The organism is Pauljensenia sp. UMB9872 (assembly GCF_030212665.1).
GTDB lineage: Bacteria > Actinomycetota > Actinomycetes > Actinomycetales > Actinomycetaceae > Pauljensenia > Pauljensenia turicensis_B.
On sequence record NZ_JASOER010000003.1, the window covers coordinates 101,408 to 117,260 of the forward strand.

Here is a 15,853-nt window from a genome sequence, read left to right on the forward strand (position 1 = left end):
GATCAGAGACCCAGGTACTTGTCGTAGCCTTCTTCTTCAAGCTGGTCAGCAAGCTCGGGGCCACCTTCGGCGGCAACGTGGCCGTTCACAAACACGTGAACATGGCTCGGCTTGATGTAGCGAAGAATGCGCGTGTAGTGAGTGATCAGCATGACGCCACAGCCGGTGGTGTCATGGACACGGTTCACACCCTCAGACACGATGCGCAGAGCATCGACATCCAGACCGGAGTCGGTTTCATCCAGTACTGCGAAGGTCGGCTGCAGGAGTTCCATCTGGAGGATCTCAAGACGCTTCTTCTCACCACCGGAGAAGCCGACGTTGACGTCACGCTCAGCGAAGTCTTCGTCCATACGCAGGTGCTCCATAGAGGACTTCACGTCCTTGACCCACTGACGGATCTGCGGCGCTTCACCGTTGATGGCGGTCTTAGCGGTACGCAGGAAGTTGGAAACGGAAACGCCCGCAACCTCAACCGGGTACTGCATGGCCAGGAACAGACCGGCCTTGGCGCGCTCGTCAACGCTCATCTCAGTAATGAGCTTGTCGTCGAGCCATGCTTCGCCTTGGGTGATGGTGTATTCGGGGTGGCCGGCGAGTGCATAGGCAAGAGTGGATTTGCCCGAACCGTTCGGACCCATAATGGCGTGGATTTCACCGGACTTGATGGTCAGGTTCACGCCCTTCAAGATCTCCTTGGGGCCGTCAGCGGTTTCAACCGTGACATGCAGATCTTTGATCGTCAAAGTCGACATTGTTTCTCCTTGTCGGCGCGAGGCCGCAATAGTGATGCGCCACATGGCGCGCAGGGTCAGTTCGTTCGGGACTTGGCGAGTTCGGCCTCGACGGCCTCCATGAGGTGGTCAACCACCTCGGGCACACCAATCTGATTAATGAGCTCGGCGAAGAAACCACGGACAACAAGACGACGCGCCTCGTGTTCGCTGATTCCTCGGCTCATCAGGTAGAAGAGCTGTTCGTCATCGAAACGGCCTGTTGCGGATGCGTGTCCAGCTCCGCGGATTTCACCGTTTTCAATTTCGAGGTTCGGAACAGAGTCGGCCTTGGCGCCTTCGGTGAGGACCAGGTTGCGGTTCAGTTCGTAGGTGTCGGTGTCGTCGGCTGCTTCCTGGATCAGACAGTCGCCGATCCACACCGAGTGCGCGTCGTTGCCCTGTAGAGCGCCCTTATAGGTGACTCGCGAGTAGCAGTTCGGCTGGGAGTGGTCAACGAACACGCGGTGCTCGAGGTGCTGACCGCCGTCAACGAAGTACAGGCCCAACATGTTGAGTTCACCACCGGGGCCTCGGAAATCAGTATCGGAAGAGATACGGACCAGGTCGCCACCGAAAGTAACGACGATGTGCGTCAGGGAAGCATCCTTGCCCAGTGCCAGTCGGTGGTTTGAGGCGTGCAGTGTGGTGTCATCCCATTCTTGGATTGAAACGAAGGTGACCTTCGAGCCATCGCCTGCATTCACTTCGATGGTCTGATTGACTGCTGCATCTTCAGAGCCACGGTGGTCCAGGATGATCGTCGCTTCGGCGAGTTCGCCGACCTCAACGAAGATGTGCTGGGCGCGAGTGCCTTCAACAGCGTCAACGTTCAGACGAATCGGTTCGCTGACCTGCATCTGGGCAGGAACAGAAACAATTGTCGACTCAGCACACTGGTTCCATGCGACAACCGCTGTGCGATCACCGGGAGCAAGGACAGTACCCAAGCGAGAATCGGAGCGATCAACCTGTTCAACTGTCACGCCTTCAGGAGCCTCAACGGTGACTAGGGCATCGCCCTGGTCATAGTTTTCAACCTCGAAAAGACGTTCGATGCGACGCATCGGGGTGAAACGCCAGTCTTCTTCGCGACCATGCGGGGTCGGGATTGCGTCGAGATCGAAGGAAACCGGGCGGTCTGCGCGGGAGGCGTGGCCACCCTTTTCGACGCTGCCGTGAGAGTGCGCTTTATTCATCACTTCTTGTGTCGTCATATCAGCCGACGGATCCTTCCATCTGCAGTTCGATCAGGCGGTTGAGTTCGAGCGCGTACTCCATCGGGAGTTCCTTCGCGATCGGCTCAACGAAGCCACGAACGATCATTGCCATTGCTTCGTTCTCATCAAGGCCACGGCTCATCAGGTAGAAGAGCTGGTCTGCCGACACCTTCGAAACGGTTGCTTCGTGACCCATTTCGACGTCATCGGTTCGGACGTCAACATAGGGGTAGGTGTCGGTACGTGAAACCTTGTCGACAAGAAGCGCGTCGCAAAGGACGTTGGACTTCGAGTGCCGTGCGCGGGCGTTGATCTGAACCAGACCGCGGTACGAAGTACGGCCACCGCCACGAGACACGGACTTCGACACGATCGAAGAAGAGGTGTGCGGTGCCATGTGGACCATCTTGGCACCAGTATCCTGGTGCTGACCGGGGCCTGCGAAACCGATAGACAATGTCTCTCCACGGGCATGCTCGCCCATGAGGAAGCAGGCGGGGTACTTCATGGTGATCGCGGCACCCATGTTGCCATCGACCCATTCCATAGTTCCGCCTTCTTCGACAATGGCACGCTGGGTCACGAGGTTCAGAACGTTGGTCGACCAGTTCTGGATCGTCGTGTAGCGAACGCGCGCACCCTTCTTGACGAAGATCTCGATAACACCTGAGTGCAGTGAGTTCTCGTCGTAAATCGGCGCGGTGCATCCTTCGACGTAGTGAACGTAGGAGCCCTCATCGGCGATGATCAGCGTACGTTCGAACTGGCCAAGAGCCTCAGTGTTAATGCGGAAGTAGGCCTGAAGCGGGATGTCGACGTGGACGCCTGGTGGCACGTAGACGAAGGAACCACCCGACCAAGCGGCGGTGTTCAGTGCGGAGAACTTATTGTCTCCGGAGGGAACAGCTTTGCCGAAGTACTCCTGGAAGATTTCCGGATACTCACGGAGACCCGTGTCGGTATCGAGGAAGATGACACCCTGGCGTTCAAGATCTTCCTGAATCTGCTGGTAGACAACCTCAGACTCGTACTGGGCAGCGACGCCGGAGACCAGGCGATTCTTTTCAGCCTCCGGAATACCCAGACGATCGTAGGTGTGACGAATTTCCTCAGGAAGGTCTTCCCACGAATTCACCTGACGGTCGGTGGGGCTGACGTAGTACTTGAACGTATCGAAGTCGATATCCGAAAGATCCGGGCCCCATGTAGGCATCGGCTTGCGATCGAAGATTTCAAGTGCCTTCAGACGACGTTCACGCATCCACTCCGGCTCATTCTTATGATCCGAGATCGAACGAACAACGTCCGCATTAATGCCGTATTCAGCATTCTTTGAGTACTCGTCGCTATCGCGCCATCCGTACTCATACGCGCCAATTGAGTCGATGATTTCATCATCACTCATTTGACGGTCATCGAGGTCAGTGACCTGCGGTGACTGGGTCATAGTGGTCTCAACCTTCCATTCTTAATTTCAAGCACGCTCTACTTACGCAGAGTTGCTCGTGAAGCCGAACGAAGCACGGGTGCGCCCACGGGAATGTGAGTCGTACAGACGTGACCACCGCCGGCAAGAGTTGCAAGCCTCTGAATGTGAACATCAAGAAGTCGACTAAACGCTTGGGTTTCTGCCTCGCAGAGCTGCGGGTAGTCACCGGCAACTTCCTGAATAGGACAGTGCCCTTGGCATAGCTGAATAGCGAAATGGCCATTACCGATGTCTCGAACCGTCGCCGCATAACCGTCTTGAGTCAGCGCATCGGCAAGAGCCTGAGCACGGACCTTCGGGTCTGAACCAGCTTCGCGAACGATAGGCGCATAGCGACGCTCAATTTCACGCGAACGAGAGGCCGCGAAAGAATCAATCGCTTCCCCACCACCAACTTGTCCAAGGTATCCGAGAGCTTTGACAGCTAGCTCGGAATATCCGTCAGGCAACTTCGTGTGCGCGTTCGGTGTTGCGACATAGTGACGAGCCGGGCGTCCACGACCACGCTTTTTCAACTGCGCCGGTTCCATCTCCATGATTTCTTTCGAATCCAACAAGATGGTGATATGCCTGCGCACGGCTGCGGTAGTCAGCTTAAGAATTCGAGCGATGACGGTTGCAGTCACGGGCCCCTTTTCGACGATCAAATCGAGAACCTGCTCGCGAGTTCGCGCATCGAGCTGTTCGCCCACAAGGCCTCCGATCATCTGTTCACGTGGGAATCTATGTCAGAGTCTACGTCCTTTTACGCACAATATGCTTATCGAAATTCAGACGTGTCAAAAACGCCACACGTTTCCTTAGCGCATCCAGGGTGAATCCGCAGGTCTCAGGCCCTTCCAACCACGTGCTCGCGCATTCCAGGTTGCGAGAATTCCAGTTACTGCAGACGGGTTGTGCAACTTGCCAGAAAATATCATGTCCACAGCGTCATCAAGCTTCACCCAGGAACTCACCATGAGTGCCTCTTCGTCCAGACGTTCGAACTCCTGATCAAGCTCGACCAGATCACGCGCGAGGAAGATACGAAGCGATTCAACAGATCCTCCCGGCGACGTGAAGTAGTCGACCAGAACATCCCATTGATTTGCTTGAAGATCAACTTCTTCAGCCAGTTCTCGCTGGGCTGCAAGAACATAGTCTTCCCCTTCGATATCGAGCAATCCCGCGGGAATTTCCCATAGGTTTGCTCGCACCGGATGACGATACTGACGTTCAAGAAGTACCTCTTCGTTGCCAGCTTCGCCCCGCAGCGCCACGACAGCGACCGCACCTGGGTGCGTGGTGTACTGGCGAAGAACAGGTTCAGCGTCTTCAATCAGACGAACTTCGTCCTCTTCAAGCCCGATGACCCGCCCATCCCAGAGATGACGGTGTTCAATGACCTCGAATTGAGCTGGAGTATCGCCTTCGGCCTTCGCCTGAGAGGCCGCAACCTCACGCAAAGTCATTTCGCTGATTCCTCAACGGCATGAGTGCCTTGATACGACGAGTAGCGTCCCTTGTGGCGTTCCAGGGCAGCGTGGACGAGGCCCACGAACAGCGGATGCGGGTTCGTCGGACGCGACTTGAACTCCGGGTGAGCTTGGGTCGACACGTAGTACGGGTGCAAGGAACGATCAAGCTCAACGAACTCAACCAGATCACCCGAGGGTGAAGTACCGGAAATATGCAGACCCGCCGCTTCAAGGCGATCGCGATAGGCGTTGTTGACCTCGTAGCGATGACGGTGACGTTCAGTCACCTCGGTCGTTCCGTACGCCTGAGCAACAATCGAACCTTCGGCGAGTTTTGCAGGGTAAGAGCCAAGGCGCATCGTGCCACCAAGATCACCTTCGCCGGAAACGATGTCCATCTGGTCAGCCATCGTGGCAACAACCGGATCGGAAGTCTCGGGATCCATCTCCGTCGAAGAAGCGCCAGCCAGACCCAGCATGTTACGCGATGCTTCAATCACCATGCACTGCAAGCCAAGGCAAAGGCCCAGAGTAGGAACGCCGTGTTCACGTGCCCAGCGCAGGGCACCAAGCTTGCCTTCGATGCCTCGTACACCGAAACCACCGGGGATACAGATCGCATCTACACCGGCAAGTTCACGACTGGCACCTTCGGGCGTCTCACAACCGTCGGACGCAACCCAGCGGATATCAACGCGAGCATTGTTTGCAAAGCCACCGTGCTTGATGGCTTCCTGAACCGACAGGTACGCATCGTGCAGATCAATGTACTTGCCAACCAGAGCAACCTCAACGCGGTACTTCGGGGAATGAAGCCGCTCGAGCAAACCATTCCACTCCGTCCAATCAACATCGCGGAACTGCAATCCAAGACGTTGAACCAAGTAGGCATCGAGTCCCTCACGGTGAAGCGTCGGTGGAACCTCGTAAATCGACGACACATCCTTGCACTCGATGACGGCATCGCGGTCGACGTCGCACATCAGTGCAACCTTGCCTTTAATTCCCTCAGGAAGCGGACGATCCGTGCGCAGCACAAGAGCATCGGGAGCAATACCAATCGAACGAAGAGCAGCAACAGAGTGCTGCGTCGGCTTCGTCTTCAGTTCGCCGGCAGCCGGCAGGAACGGAATCAGCGAAACGTGAACAAAGGCAACGTTCTCGCGACCAAGATCGGCGCGCACTTGACGTGCGGCTTCGAGAAACGGCTGAGACTCAATATCACCGACGGTGCCACCAATTTCCGTGATAATCACGTCAGGAGTGTTGCCCTCGGCGTCGGGATGAGCCTGGGAACGCATCACGCGCTTAATTTCATCAGTAATATGCGGGATAACCTGGACGGTATCACCAAGGTATTCACCACGACGCTCCTTCGCGATCACCGTCGAGTAGACCTGACCGGTTGTCGCGTTTGCGTCACCCGAAAGAGCAACATCAAGGAAACGCTCGTAGTGACCAATATCGAGGTCGGTCTCAGCACCATCTTCCGTCACGAAAACTTCACCGTGCTGGAAGGGATTCATTGTGCCCGGATCGACGTTAATGTACGGATCAAGCTTCTGCATAACAACAGAAAGACCACGAGAGCGAAGAAGACGACCAAGACTTGAAGCGGTCAAGCCTTTACCCAGTGAACTGACGACACCGCCAGTAACAAAAATCTGCTTGGTCACCATTTGATCTGCGCCCATAGCGCGCGTTGAAGACATCACCATGGGACTCCAGCATAACAAAACGGTGCGTATCGCCTCGACTCAAAAGGTCAAGATGATACGCACCGCACAGTTGGAAACATCACGTGGCAGAAGCGCTAGTGGCTCGCTGTCACGAACGTTGAGGCGAAGCGATAGCTCCTATCACGGAAGCTCGGGTATAACCGCAGTGGCGCCATTTTGAACGCCGTATGCGCGAGCAGTTGCAGACGCATCCTTCAGGGAGATGACGGCTGAGATTGCCGACAACGTCGTACCAGGCGAATCGATTGACGTAACCTGGGCACCCTGAGTGCGCAGAACCTGTCCCATGGACGAATCCGTCGAAGCATCGGCGACGATAACCGCAGACTTCGGAACAGAAGTGACCGCCTGAGCAAGACCCATCCACGCCTGAGGAGCACGTTCCACAACGCCAGACTGGGAAGCATCTGCAGAGTTCTGAGCTAAAGCAGTTGTCGAAGCACGCGGGCCGACGACAACGATGGCTTCCGTTGCTCCGGCCGGATCCGTGGTGATCGACATGATCGGAGTGGAATCGTCAGTCAAAATCTCCTTCACGAGGTCCGTTTCAGAACCCGTAGTCGTCAAGACTGCAACGATGCCGAAGCTGATGATTGCTTCGCCCGATGCAGATGAGGGCAGATTAGACATATGGCTCGAAAGCGGGCTTGAAAGGGTCTCACGGTACTGAGACATTCCAGCGTTATCGAAGTTGTCCGTCAGCGAGACATGGCCGATTACCTCGGCGCCAGCGGCGGACAGCTGATCGCTGACCGTAGTAATGTCTTCAGCCGTAGCTCCGGGCAGACCAATTGTTGTTACTTTCATGCCGGACAGAGTGCCGTCAAGCTTGTTCGATGCAATCGCATCAAGACCTGCTGCTTCAGCGCTTGCCAAAGCTTGAGCCTGAGCAAGAGCCTGGGCATCGGCAACGGAAGATGTTGCATTCTTATCTGCAAGAGCCCCAGAGATTCGGGACTGCAACGGACCAGAACCGAGGATGACACCGATCGAAAGCGCCACGAACACTGCAATCAGCGATACCAGGTGGTAACGGAAATTCATCATTTTGTATCTCCTCAGTTGAGGTTCGTCAAAGAGTCAGGGGACATTGGGGTGGACGGGCTCGCAAGCGAAATAATCGATGAGAACAAATCGTTGCCCCACGGCGTCGCCCAGAGAGCAACACCGATTCCACCAATCATCACCAACGCCAGTAGCACGATCCAGAAACCTGAGAGTCGTGGGCGGTGGGTGGCGGCAACTGCTCGAGCCTGAACGAGTTCATCCCCGGCAACGAGTCGAGTAAAGAATGACGGCGACATCGCGGAGCGACCACGGTCAACGAAATCGTCAAGATCGTGGTGGCCACCGACGAGAACGATCGACGAGGCACCCGAATGCTTAGCTACCAGCAGGGCAACGTCTTCGGACGAACCCGACATTTCGACGACGTCGGCGTGCAGCCCCATGCGGTTGAGTCGTTCGCTTCCTTGAGCGATACCGTCGTGACCGCGTCGAAGAATCCTACGGCCTGCTCCACGAAGAACCTTATCGCCGATCTGATCCATGTCACCGACAACGATCTGAGGTTTAAACCCGGCAGAACGCGCCAGATCACTACCTCCGTCAACGCCGATGATGATCGGAGAAGCATCGCCGATCCAACGCTTCAGGTTCTTCAGCTGTTGTTTGGTCTGGGAGTCGTCAAGGACGACGACAACGGGCTTTCCTTCGAGGTCCTTCTTAAAGGTCGGAACACCAACACCTCGTAGGACGTCTCCATCACGATCAAGGAATTCTTCGATCGAGGCTGCGAACGAACCGATCTGCGTTGAAATGAGCTGTCGGCTTTCAACTTCGTCGTTTTCCAAATCGCGCAGGGAAAGCAGACGACCTGTCGATACGACTTCATCGTCGCGAAGAACACGACCACCGTCGATTGTGATGGTGTCACCTTCATGCAGGGACATCACGTCGGGGCCAAGATCATCGATGATGATGATTCCTGCTTCGAGAAGCACACGAGGCCCGCGCACCTGTTGGCGACCTGATGAAGAAGGCGCGGCATTAAGGACGGCCTTCGGTTTGCGCGACACGAGAGCGTGCGCGCTTTGACGATCAAGGTCAACCTGATCGATTACTGCAATGTCACCGGGTTCCATGCGAGCAGTAATGTTTCGAACACGACTGTCAACGCGTGCGATACCCGTGATTTGTGTCGCGCCTGAAGCGGACTGGATTTTTTCGCTACTCATCCCTGTGATTGTGGCACGGCTGAAGTCAGGACTTCGATAGCGTGCCGGCGCGCCGCCGGAGAGTGAGCATCTCCACCCATCATCCGCGTTAATTCAGCCTCTCTGGCTTCACCTTCCACCACGTGCACGTCGGTGAGACCGTCATTCTTCGTCACCACTAGGTGGTGCGAGGCGAAGACAGCGACCTGCGGGAGGTGAGTGACGACAATAACCTGCCGGTTTTGTGCCAGGCGTTTCAAGCGGGCACCCACTTCAGTCGCCGTTTGCCCGCCAATTCCCGCATCAACTTCGTCGAAAATGAAGGTCTTCGTAGTGCTCTTTTCACCCAAGACGACTTCGAGTCCCAGCATGATGCGGGACAGCTCGCCACCAGAGGCTCCCTGCCCAAGTGGGCGTGGTGTGGCCGATGAGTGCGGTTGAAGCAGGATAGTGACCTCGTCGAGGCCATGCGACGTAGGTTTTGTCTTTTCAACGGTACTAATAAGCTTCGCGTCTGCCATGGCAAGCGCGTGCAACTCTCCCGTTACTTTTTCCGCCAGCTCACGACCGCATCGGACGCGGGAATCGTGGAGGCATGAACCGACTTCGAGGACGCGCGCTTGAGCTTCCTTCAGTTTCTTTTCGGCGGCCTCAGGATTATTTCCACTGGTCACAAGCTCTTCAAGACGCTTACGTGCGCGTTGCGCCCATTCAATGAGGCCACTCGCATCATCGGCCCGGCCTTCAAGAAGTTTCTTCAGATCAGCGCGTCGCGAATGAACCCATGCAAGACGAGTGGGGTCAGCGTCGAGGCTACGAGCGTAGGCTCCTAGGTCATCCCCCAAAGTCTCAACATCGATTGCGATGGATTCTGCCTGTCGTTCAAGAGACGCGAGCGACTCGTCGAGACTGCGCGCGGAAGAAATTTGATCGCGACTTTGTCGAAGAAGGCTCGAGGCTCCATCTGTATCGTCAGTTCCTCGGATGAAAGCCGTTGCAGTATCAATAAACCGTCGGAGGTCTTCCACGCTCATCAGGCGACGCGCTTCGAGTCGTAGCTCTTCGTCCTCACCTTCATGAGGGTTGAAAGCATCAATCGCTTCAAGAGCTGCGCTCAACGATTCTGTTTCTTCGATACGCTCATCTGCGTTCTTCGTAATGTCGTCGAAAGAACGTTTGGCGTTCACCGCTTCTTTCCAGGCTTTCCCGTATTCGGCCAGCAGGTCTTGGTGCGCTTGGTCGCCGTAGGAATCTACGAGGTCACGTTGCGCGTTCGGGTTTTTTAAACGCATCTGTTCGGCCTGCCCGTGCACTGTGATCAGGGGGGCAACTGTCTGGGCAAGCGCCGATGCTGGAACCATTCGCCCACCGACGTGTGCGCGCGAGCGACCCTGGGCAAGAACGGTACGCGAAACGATCAGCTCTGAATCTTCAACGTCAATTCCCTCTTCGACCAGAGGAGCTATTTGTTGCTCATCCAGAGTGAAGACACCATCGACTTGCGCGCGAGATCGTCCTTCGCGCACTAAGGCTGGCTCTGCCCGCGAGCCCAATAGAAGGTTTACCGATGTGAGCACCATCGTCTTACCGGCACCCGTCTCGCCGGTAAGAACCGTGAGACCCTCACCGAAATCAAGAGTGGCGCGGTCAATCACACCGATCCCGGAGATTTCAATCGTTGAAATCATTTCGCGACCGACCTGTTACGTCCGTTCCTCCAACCGCGGGTCGGAAGATTAAATTTCTGAACCAGACGAGTCGAGAATGGGGTGTCATCAAGACGGACAAGTCTCACCGGCCACTGACCAACCGTGGTAGTCACACTGGAGCCCGGAGGCAAACTGGTCCGTCGTTTTCCATCGCACCATAGTTCTGGCGAGGTCCAGTTTTCACTGAGCACGCCCACTTCAAGCTTGGAAGACGGACCCACGACAAGCGGCCTCGTAAACAATCCATGAGCCGCCAACGGCGCCATCACGATTGCCTCGGTATCGGGCCATACAACTGGTCCTCCAGCGGAGAAACTATATGCGGTTGAGCCCGTTGGCGTCGCCAAAACAATGCCATCAGCGCCGTACGTTGAAACGTCCTGTCCGTCGACTGCCAGGGCAAGATGCACCGGATGGGCAACATCCGTGTGGATAACGACCGCTTCGTTCAACGCCCAGTCAGTAATGACCGTCCCATCGGGTTGGCGAACAACAACGTCCAACGTTATGCGGGTTTCCAGATGGAAATCTTCGTTCGCGATGCGTTGTGCCAGTTCGTCGAGCCCCTGATCGGTTGCCTCGGCAAGAAAGCCCATGTGGCCGAGGTTCACGCCGAGAAGGGGCACATCGCAACGGCGAGCATATTCAGCTGCCGCAAGGATCGTTCCATCGCCACCGAGGGCAAGAACAAGATCGGCAGAATTTGGGCGCGCGTCTTCGACGACCTCGACGCCAAGAGAGTCGAGCTCGCTCATCATGACCGATGCTGCTGTCTGGGCGTCAGGACGATGCCTATGCCAGACAAGCATGACGCGACGAATCATTGAAGTCCCTTCGAATCTGCGGGGCCAGCAATCACTGCCTCTTTGATACGTGAGCGTAACTCATCAGCATCAATTCCGCCTGAGCCAGATGCGGACATATGAATAAAGTACTCAACGTTCCCAGAAGGCCCCGGAAGAGGCGATGCTGCGACTGCACGGATTGTTAGACCGTTGTCGATGGCGCAGAGCGCAACATTTTCGACGGTTTCCACGTGATGGTTCGGGTTGCGAACAACGCCACCGTGGCCGAGACGTTCTTTGCCGATCTCAAACTGCGGCTTCACCATCAGCAGGAAATCAGCGTCATCGGTTGCAACTTCAACGAGAGCCGGGATAACAAGCGTCAGCGAAATAAAGGACATATCGCCAACAACGATCTGTGGCTTCGGATCCAGATCACCGTCTTTCATCGTGCGTACGTTAGTACGATCCATCACGACGACACGAGGATCTGACTGGAGCTTCCAAGCAAGCTGACCGTAACCAACGTCAACGGCAAACACCTGGCGCGCTCCCGCGCGTAACAACACCTCAGTGAATCCACCGGTTGAAGCGCCTGCGTCCATACACACTGCGTCCGAGATCGTGGGAGCAGTATCGCCCAGAATATCTAGGGCACCGGCCAGCTTATGCGCGCCACGAGACACGTATTCAATCTCTGGTGCCTCGCTGATCACGATCGCCTGTGCAGGATCCATTTGACGTGCGGGCTTCAGGACGATTTCTCCGTCGAGCTTCACACGCTGGTCAGCGATCATTTCTTGGGCATGGGTACGAGATCGAGCCAATCCTCTGCGCACAAGCTCCGAATCAATTCGACGCAGTTTCACAAGAACTCCGGACCGGATAGACGCGTGCGTAGAACAACGTCGCGTTCTTTCAAACGAACGATTTCGCGTTCAAGCTCTTCGATGCTCACTGTTTCAGACTGGATATTCTGCCCTGAATTCGTAGCTTGGCGAGCATCATCATTGCCGAGGCTCCGGTTCTGGGGCGGCGTCACGCTCGCCCCAGAACCGTCACTGAGATTAGTCATCACTCGCCTTGAGTTTCGCCCGCTTCGTCATCGTCTTCAGTTTCGGCAAGAAGACGTTCGAGTTCTTCTTCGCCGGGAAGGAACGCAGGAGTTTCCAATGCTTCATCAAGTTCATCTGCTTGAACTGCAAGCAGTTCGTCAGAGGAGGTGAAGCCCTCGTCGCTTTCTGCGTCTTCTAAGATTTCAATCGGCGCAACAACGATTCCGGACTCATCGTCGTTCGGAACGACTGTGAGCTTGGGGCAACGCGGGGTCTCTCCGGCGTTTTCGTCAGAGTAATCCCAGCCTGCTGCCGCCATTGCACGGTAGGTGTCGAGCGTAATCGTGTAGATCTCATCCTCGGCCAGTTCAACATCGTCGACGAAAATTCCACCGCGACGTGCGATGCGGACGACCTGAGAGACGCCACAGGTCCAGGAGTTATCCAGGTGGTGCTTAGCGCGCGGATGAGTGTCCTGAAGGCCTCGGATATCGAGGGCAAGGAAGCTGGGGCGCTGGCCACGAGGAGCCGTCACAATGGCTTGTGCGTCATGAATACCAGTAAGAACATGCATTGCCGGCATGCCTGCGCGAATAGCACCCAGGATGTCGGTTTCAAGGCGGTCGCCAACAGCGATCGGCTTCTCGCCGCCAACCAGCGCAGCAGCACGCTGGTAAATACCCGGTTCCGGCTTGCCCGCTGCAAACGCACGCTTGCCCGTTGCATGTTCAATGGCGGCGACAAGAGAGCCGTTGCCAAGAGCAAAGCCACGTTCCTGTGGAAGAGTTGTGTCAAGGTTCGTTGCGAAGAAGCGCGCACCACGTTGAATGGCAAATGCGCCTTCCGACATGAGCGCCCAGTTCACGTCCTTGTCGAGGCCCTGAACAACGGCAACCGGCTCATCATCAGCGGAATCAACAAGCTCATATCCCGCTTCAGTCAGTGCAACGCGAAGACCGTCGCCACCGATAGCAAAGACCTTCGAACCGTCTTCGATACGTTCCTTCATCAAAGCAATAACATCCATGGCGGAGGTCATCACCATCGACGGATCTGCTTCAAAGTCCATCGTGTTCAGTTTGTCGGCAACCTGGCGAGGGCTACGCATCGCGTTATTCGTAACGAACACGGTCTTCATGCCGGCTTCGCGTGCTTCTTTCACTGCGTCAGCTGCATGTTCGATCGGCTCATCACCATTCCATGCGGTGCCATCGAGATCAAAGAGGGCAACATCGAATTCTTCGACCAGCGGTCTTGACATTGCACGAAGCTGAGTGCGCTTATTGTCAACGTCAGCATCCGCATAGAGCGAAATATCAACGATATCGGGGTCTTCGATTTCTTCAGGAAGTTGGGATTCGAGTTCGTCGGCTTCATCATCGCGTCCAAGTTCGCGCAGACGATCAATCTTGACCTCGTTCAAGCGACGCAGGAGGAAGGGATCCGTGTCTGCGGGCAATACAGCCAACGCATCATCGACGATGAGCAGACCAACTTCGTTCTGGCCAAGATCGGCGCGAGCGCCGGAAGAAACCAGAATCAGTTCGACTTGCTCAGACAGTTCCATGCCCTTGGTTTCAGTCTGGTCGATGATTTCGACAGCCTTTTCAGGCCGTCCCAGTCCACGTTCACAATCGGCTTCGACTGCACGAAGCGAGTTGTCACCGCGCATACGACGGACGGCGCGGACCTCACGGAGCGCCTCGTCATAGCGACCGGATGCGTATGCGGTCAAGGCACTTGCTTCGCGGACAACGTCGACGCGACCGGCACGCGCAGATGCTGCTAAAGCATGCTTGTAGGCAAGTTCCGGATCAAGGTCGATCAGCTGTCCGGCCATCACGAGGTGGCGGGCAACGATGTCCTTATTCGGGCCGGAAAGTGTAGTAAGTGCGCGCAGTGCTGCTGCATCAAGTTCTTGGGCGGACACACCTGCGGGAATCGTAGGTTCGTTCGGGTTGGGCGAGACGTACTCGTCAGTGGAAGCGTAGTTTTGGTACTGCTCTTGGTTGTGGCTGGGAGGCATGCGATCACCGCGCTGGCGATCGCCACCGCGACGCTCATTGTTACGGTCAAAACCGCCGGAACGACGATCATTGTTGCGCTCGAAGCGAAGATCCCGGTTGTCATCACGACGACCATAACCGCCCCGACGACGATCATCACCACGACGACCGTAACCACCTTCACGGTGATCGTTGTTACGGTCGAAACCACGACCACGGCTGTCATCACGACGACCGTAACCACCTTCACGGCGGTCATTGTTACGATCGAAACCACGACCACGGCTGTCATCACGACGACCATAACCACCTTCACGGCGGTCATTGTTACGATCGAAACCACGACCACGGCTGTCATCACGACGACCGTAGCCACTTTCGCGACGGTCGTCGTTTCCACGGGATTGTTTGCGGTCGCTCCACCGTGAGCGACGTTGGAATCCACCACGACCCTTATCAAAACGTGATCCTTGTTCTTCTGTCATGGCTTCTTCCTCTATTCCTGCGCGGTTGCGCTTTTCAAACGTGGGCGTTCTATCCCTGATAGCTACGTCCCTACTTTAAGAAAGCATAGCCGGCTCACGGTGATAATCCGCCAGAAACTGCCACATTGTGCGTGAGTCCACTCGCCTATCGCTACGTGTTGCTGAGCTTTGACTGAAGGGCACTTTGGAAAAGGTGAGAGGCTCTCGTGGGTGAGCATGTTGAATTAGAGTGGGCCGTGCATACCGTTTTTGTGTTTTGCGTAATAGTAGTAACCCCCTCCTTGGAGTGGTGCTCCAAGGGAGGGGGTTAGTTGAGTTGAATTGCGGCGGTGTCCTACTCTCCCACACTCTGTCGGGTGCAGTACCATTGGCGTTTGTGGGCTTAGCTTCCGGGTTCGGAATGTTTCCGGGCGTTTCCCCACTACTATGACCACCGCAAAAATGGTCACTCGCTTGTGTTATTCCACTCCCCCCCCCTGTTGTGTGTTGGAGGGGGGTGGGTTGAGTGTGATTCGTATAGTGGTTGCAAGCAGTCGTTTTGGTTGCGTTTTGTGGTTTCGTGTAGTGTTGGCCAATTAGTACCAGTCGGCTCGCGAGCACATTGCTGTGCTTCCACCTCTGGCCTATCAACCCGCTAGTCTGGCGGGGGCCTTCACACCATTACTGGTGTTGGAAACCTCATCTTGGAGCAGGCTTCCCGCTTAGATGCTTTCAGCGGTTATCCTTTCCGAACGTAGCCAACCAGCCGTGCACCTGGCGGTACAACTGGCACACCAGAGGTTCGTCCATCCCGGTCCTCTCGTACTAGGGACGGGCCTCCGCAAGTTTCCTGCGCGCACAGAGGATAGGGACCGAACTGTCTCACGACGTTCTGAACCCAGCTCGCGTACCGCTTTAATGGGCGAACAGCCCAACCCTT

The 15,853-nt window shown here is 55.9% G+C and carries 13 protein-coding genes and 2 rRNA genes; all 15 read right to left on the reverse strand.

Going from position 1 to position 15,853, the window contains the following annotated elements:
- Positions 1-2: 2 nt before the first annotated feature.
- Positions 3-755, reverse strand: a complete 753-nt coding sequence (gene sufC / locus QP109_RS02325; RefSeq protein ID WP_006680947.1) for a Fe-S cluster assembly ATPase SufC — start codon at positions 753-755, stop codon at positions 3-5.
- 56 nt (positions 756-811) lie between these two features.
- Positions 812-1,990, reverse strand: coding sequence for a Fe-S cluster assembly protein SufD (sufD, locus tag QP109_RS02330; protein WP_285023069.1), 1,179 nt, complete (start codon positions 1,988-1,990; stop codon positions 812-814).
- 1 nt (position 1,991) lies between these two features.
- Positions 1,992-3,440: a Fe-S cluster assembly protein SufB gene (sufB, locus tag QP109_RS02335; RefSeq protein WP_101628225.1), complete on the reverse strand. Its 1,449-nt coding sequence runs from the start codon at positions 3,438-3,440 to the stop codon at positions 1,992-1,994.
- A gap of 38 nt (positions 3,441-3,478) precedes the next feature.
- A complete protein-coding gene (locus QP109_RS02340; RefSeq protein ID WP_285023071.1) occupies positions 3,479-4,189 on the reverse strand; it encodes a helix-turn-helix transcriptional regulator in 711 nt (236 codons plus the stop codon).
- Between the two features lie 93 nt (positions 4,190-4,282).
- A complete protein-coding gene (locus tag QP109_RS02345; protein ID WP_101628226.1) occupies positions 4,283-4,933 on the reverse strand; it encodes an NUDIX domain-containing protein in 651 nt (216 codons plus the stop codon).
- Positions 4,930-6,651, reverse strand: coding sequence for a CTP synthase (gene pyrG, locus QP109_RS02350; protein ID WP_285023073.1), 1,722 nt, complete (start codon positions 6,649-6,651; stop codon positions 4,930-4,932). The genes QP109_RS02345 and pyrG overlap by 4 nt, the downstream gene beginning before the upstream one ends.
- Positions 6,652-6,798: 147 nt before the next feature.
- Positions 6,799-7,725 (reverse strand): copper transporter, encoded by a 927-nt coding sequence (locus QP109_RS02355; RefSeq protein WP_285023074.1) that lies wholly within the window; start codon positions 7,723-7,725, stop codon positions 6,799-6,801.
- 11 nt (positions 7,726-7,736) lie between these two features.
- Positions 7,737-8,915 carry a putative cytokinetic ring protein SteA gene (steA, locus tag QP109_RS02360; RefSeq protein WP_285023075.1) on the reverse strand — a complete coding sequence of 393 codons (1,179 nt, stop codon included), beginning with the start codon at positions 8,913-8,915 and terminating at the stop codon, positions 7,737-7,739.
- A complete protein-coding gene (gene recN, locus QP109_RS02365) occupies positions 8,912-10,582 on the reverse strand; it encodes a DNA repair protein RecN (RefSeq protein WP_285023077.1) in 1,671 nt (556 codons plus the stop codon). Before recN ends, steA begins: the two co-directional genes overlap by 4 nt.
- Entirely contained in the window at positions 10,579-11,427 is an 849-nt protein-coding gene (locus QP109_RS02370) for an NAD kinase (RefSeq protein WP_285023079.1), read from the reverse strand. Before QP109_RS02370 ends, recN begins: the two co-directional genes overlap by 4 nt.
- Positions 11,424-12,257, reverse strand: a complete 834-nt coding sequence (locus QP109_RS02375) for a TlyA family RNA methyltransferase (RefSeq protein WP_270772330.1) — start codon at positions 12,255-12,257, stop codon at positions 11,424-11,426. Before QP109_RS02375 ends, QP109_RS02370 begins: the two co-directional genes overlap by 4 nt.
- Entirely contained in the window at positions 12,254-12,463 is a 210-nt protein-coding gene (locus tag QP109_RS02380; protein WP_285023082.1) for a hypothetical protein, read from the reverse strand. The genes QP109_RS02375 and QP109_RS02380 overlap by 4 nt, the downstream gene beginning before the upstream one ends.
- Positions 12,463-14,934, reverse strand: a complete 2,472-nt coding sequence (locus tag QP109_RS02385; protein ID WP_285023084.1) for an HAD-IIA family hydrolase — start codon at positions 14,932-14,934, stop codon at positions 12,463-12,465. The genes QP109_RS02380 and QP109_RS02385 overlap by 1 nt, the downstream gene beginning before the upstream one ends.
- A gap of 321 nt (positions 14,935-15,255) precedes the next feature.
- Positions 15,256-15,372: ribosomal RNA gene (rrf, locus tag QP109_RS02390) — 5S ribosomal RNA — on the reverse strand.
- Positions 15,373-15,490: 118 nt separating this feature from the next.
- Positions 15,491-15,853, reverse strand: a 23S ribosomal RNA gene (locus QP109_RS02395); the annotation flags it as partial.

Coding starts and splice junctions, on each gene's coding strand:
- recN (WP_285023077.1), bottom strand. CDS start 10,582: ATGATTTCAACGATTGAAATCTCCGGGATCGGTGTGATTGACCGCGCC.
- QP109_RS02380 (WP_285023082.1), bottom strand. CDS start 12,463: ATGACTAATCTCAGTGACGGTTCTGGGGCGAGCGTGACGCCGCCCCAG.
- sufD (WP_285023069.1), bottom strand. CDS start 1,990: ATGACGACACAAGAAGTGATGAATAAAGCGCACTCTCACGGCAGCGTC.
- QP109_RS02355 (WP_285023074.1), bottom strand. CDS start 7,725: ATGATGAATTTCCGTTACCACCTGGTATCGCTGATTGCAGTGTTCGTG.
- QP109_RS02345 (WP_101628226.1), bottom strand. CDS start 4,933: ATGACTTTGCGTGAGGTTGCGGCCTCTCAGGCGAAGGCCGAAGGCGAT.
- sufB (WP_101628225.1), bottom strand. CDS start 3,440: ATGACCCAGTCACCGCAGGTCACTGACCTCGATGACCGTCAAATGAGT.
- pyrG (WP_285023073.1), bottom strand. CDS start 6,651: ATGTCTTCAACGCGCGCTATGGGCGCAGATCAAATGGTGACCAAGCAG.
- steA (WP_285023075.1), bottom strand. CDS start 8,915: ATGAGTAGCGAAAAAATCCAGTCCGCTTCAGGCGCGACACAAATCACG.
- QP109_RS02370 (WP_285023079.1), bottom strand. CDS start 11,427: ATGATTCGTCGCGTCATGCTTGTCTGGCATAGGCATCGTCCTGACGCC.
- sufC (WP_006680947.1), bottom strand. CDS start 755: ATGTCGACTTTGACGATCAAAGATCTGCATGTCACGGTTGAAACCGCT.
- QP109_RS02385 (WP_285023084.1), bottom strand. CDS start 14,934: ATGACAGAAGAACAAGGATCACGTTTTGATAAGGGTCGTGGTGGATTC.
- QP109_RS02340 (WP_285023071.1), bottom strand. CDS start 4,189: ATGATCGGAGGCCTTGTGGGCGAACAGCTCGATGCGCGAACTCGCGAG.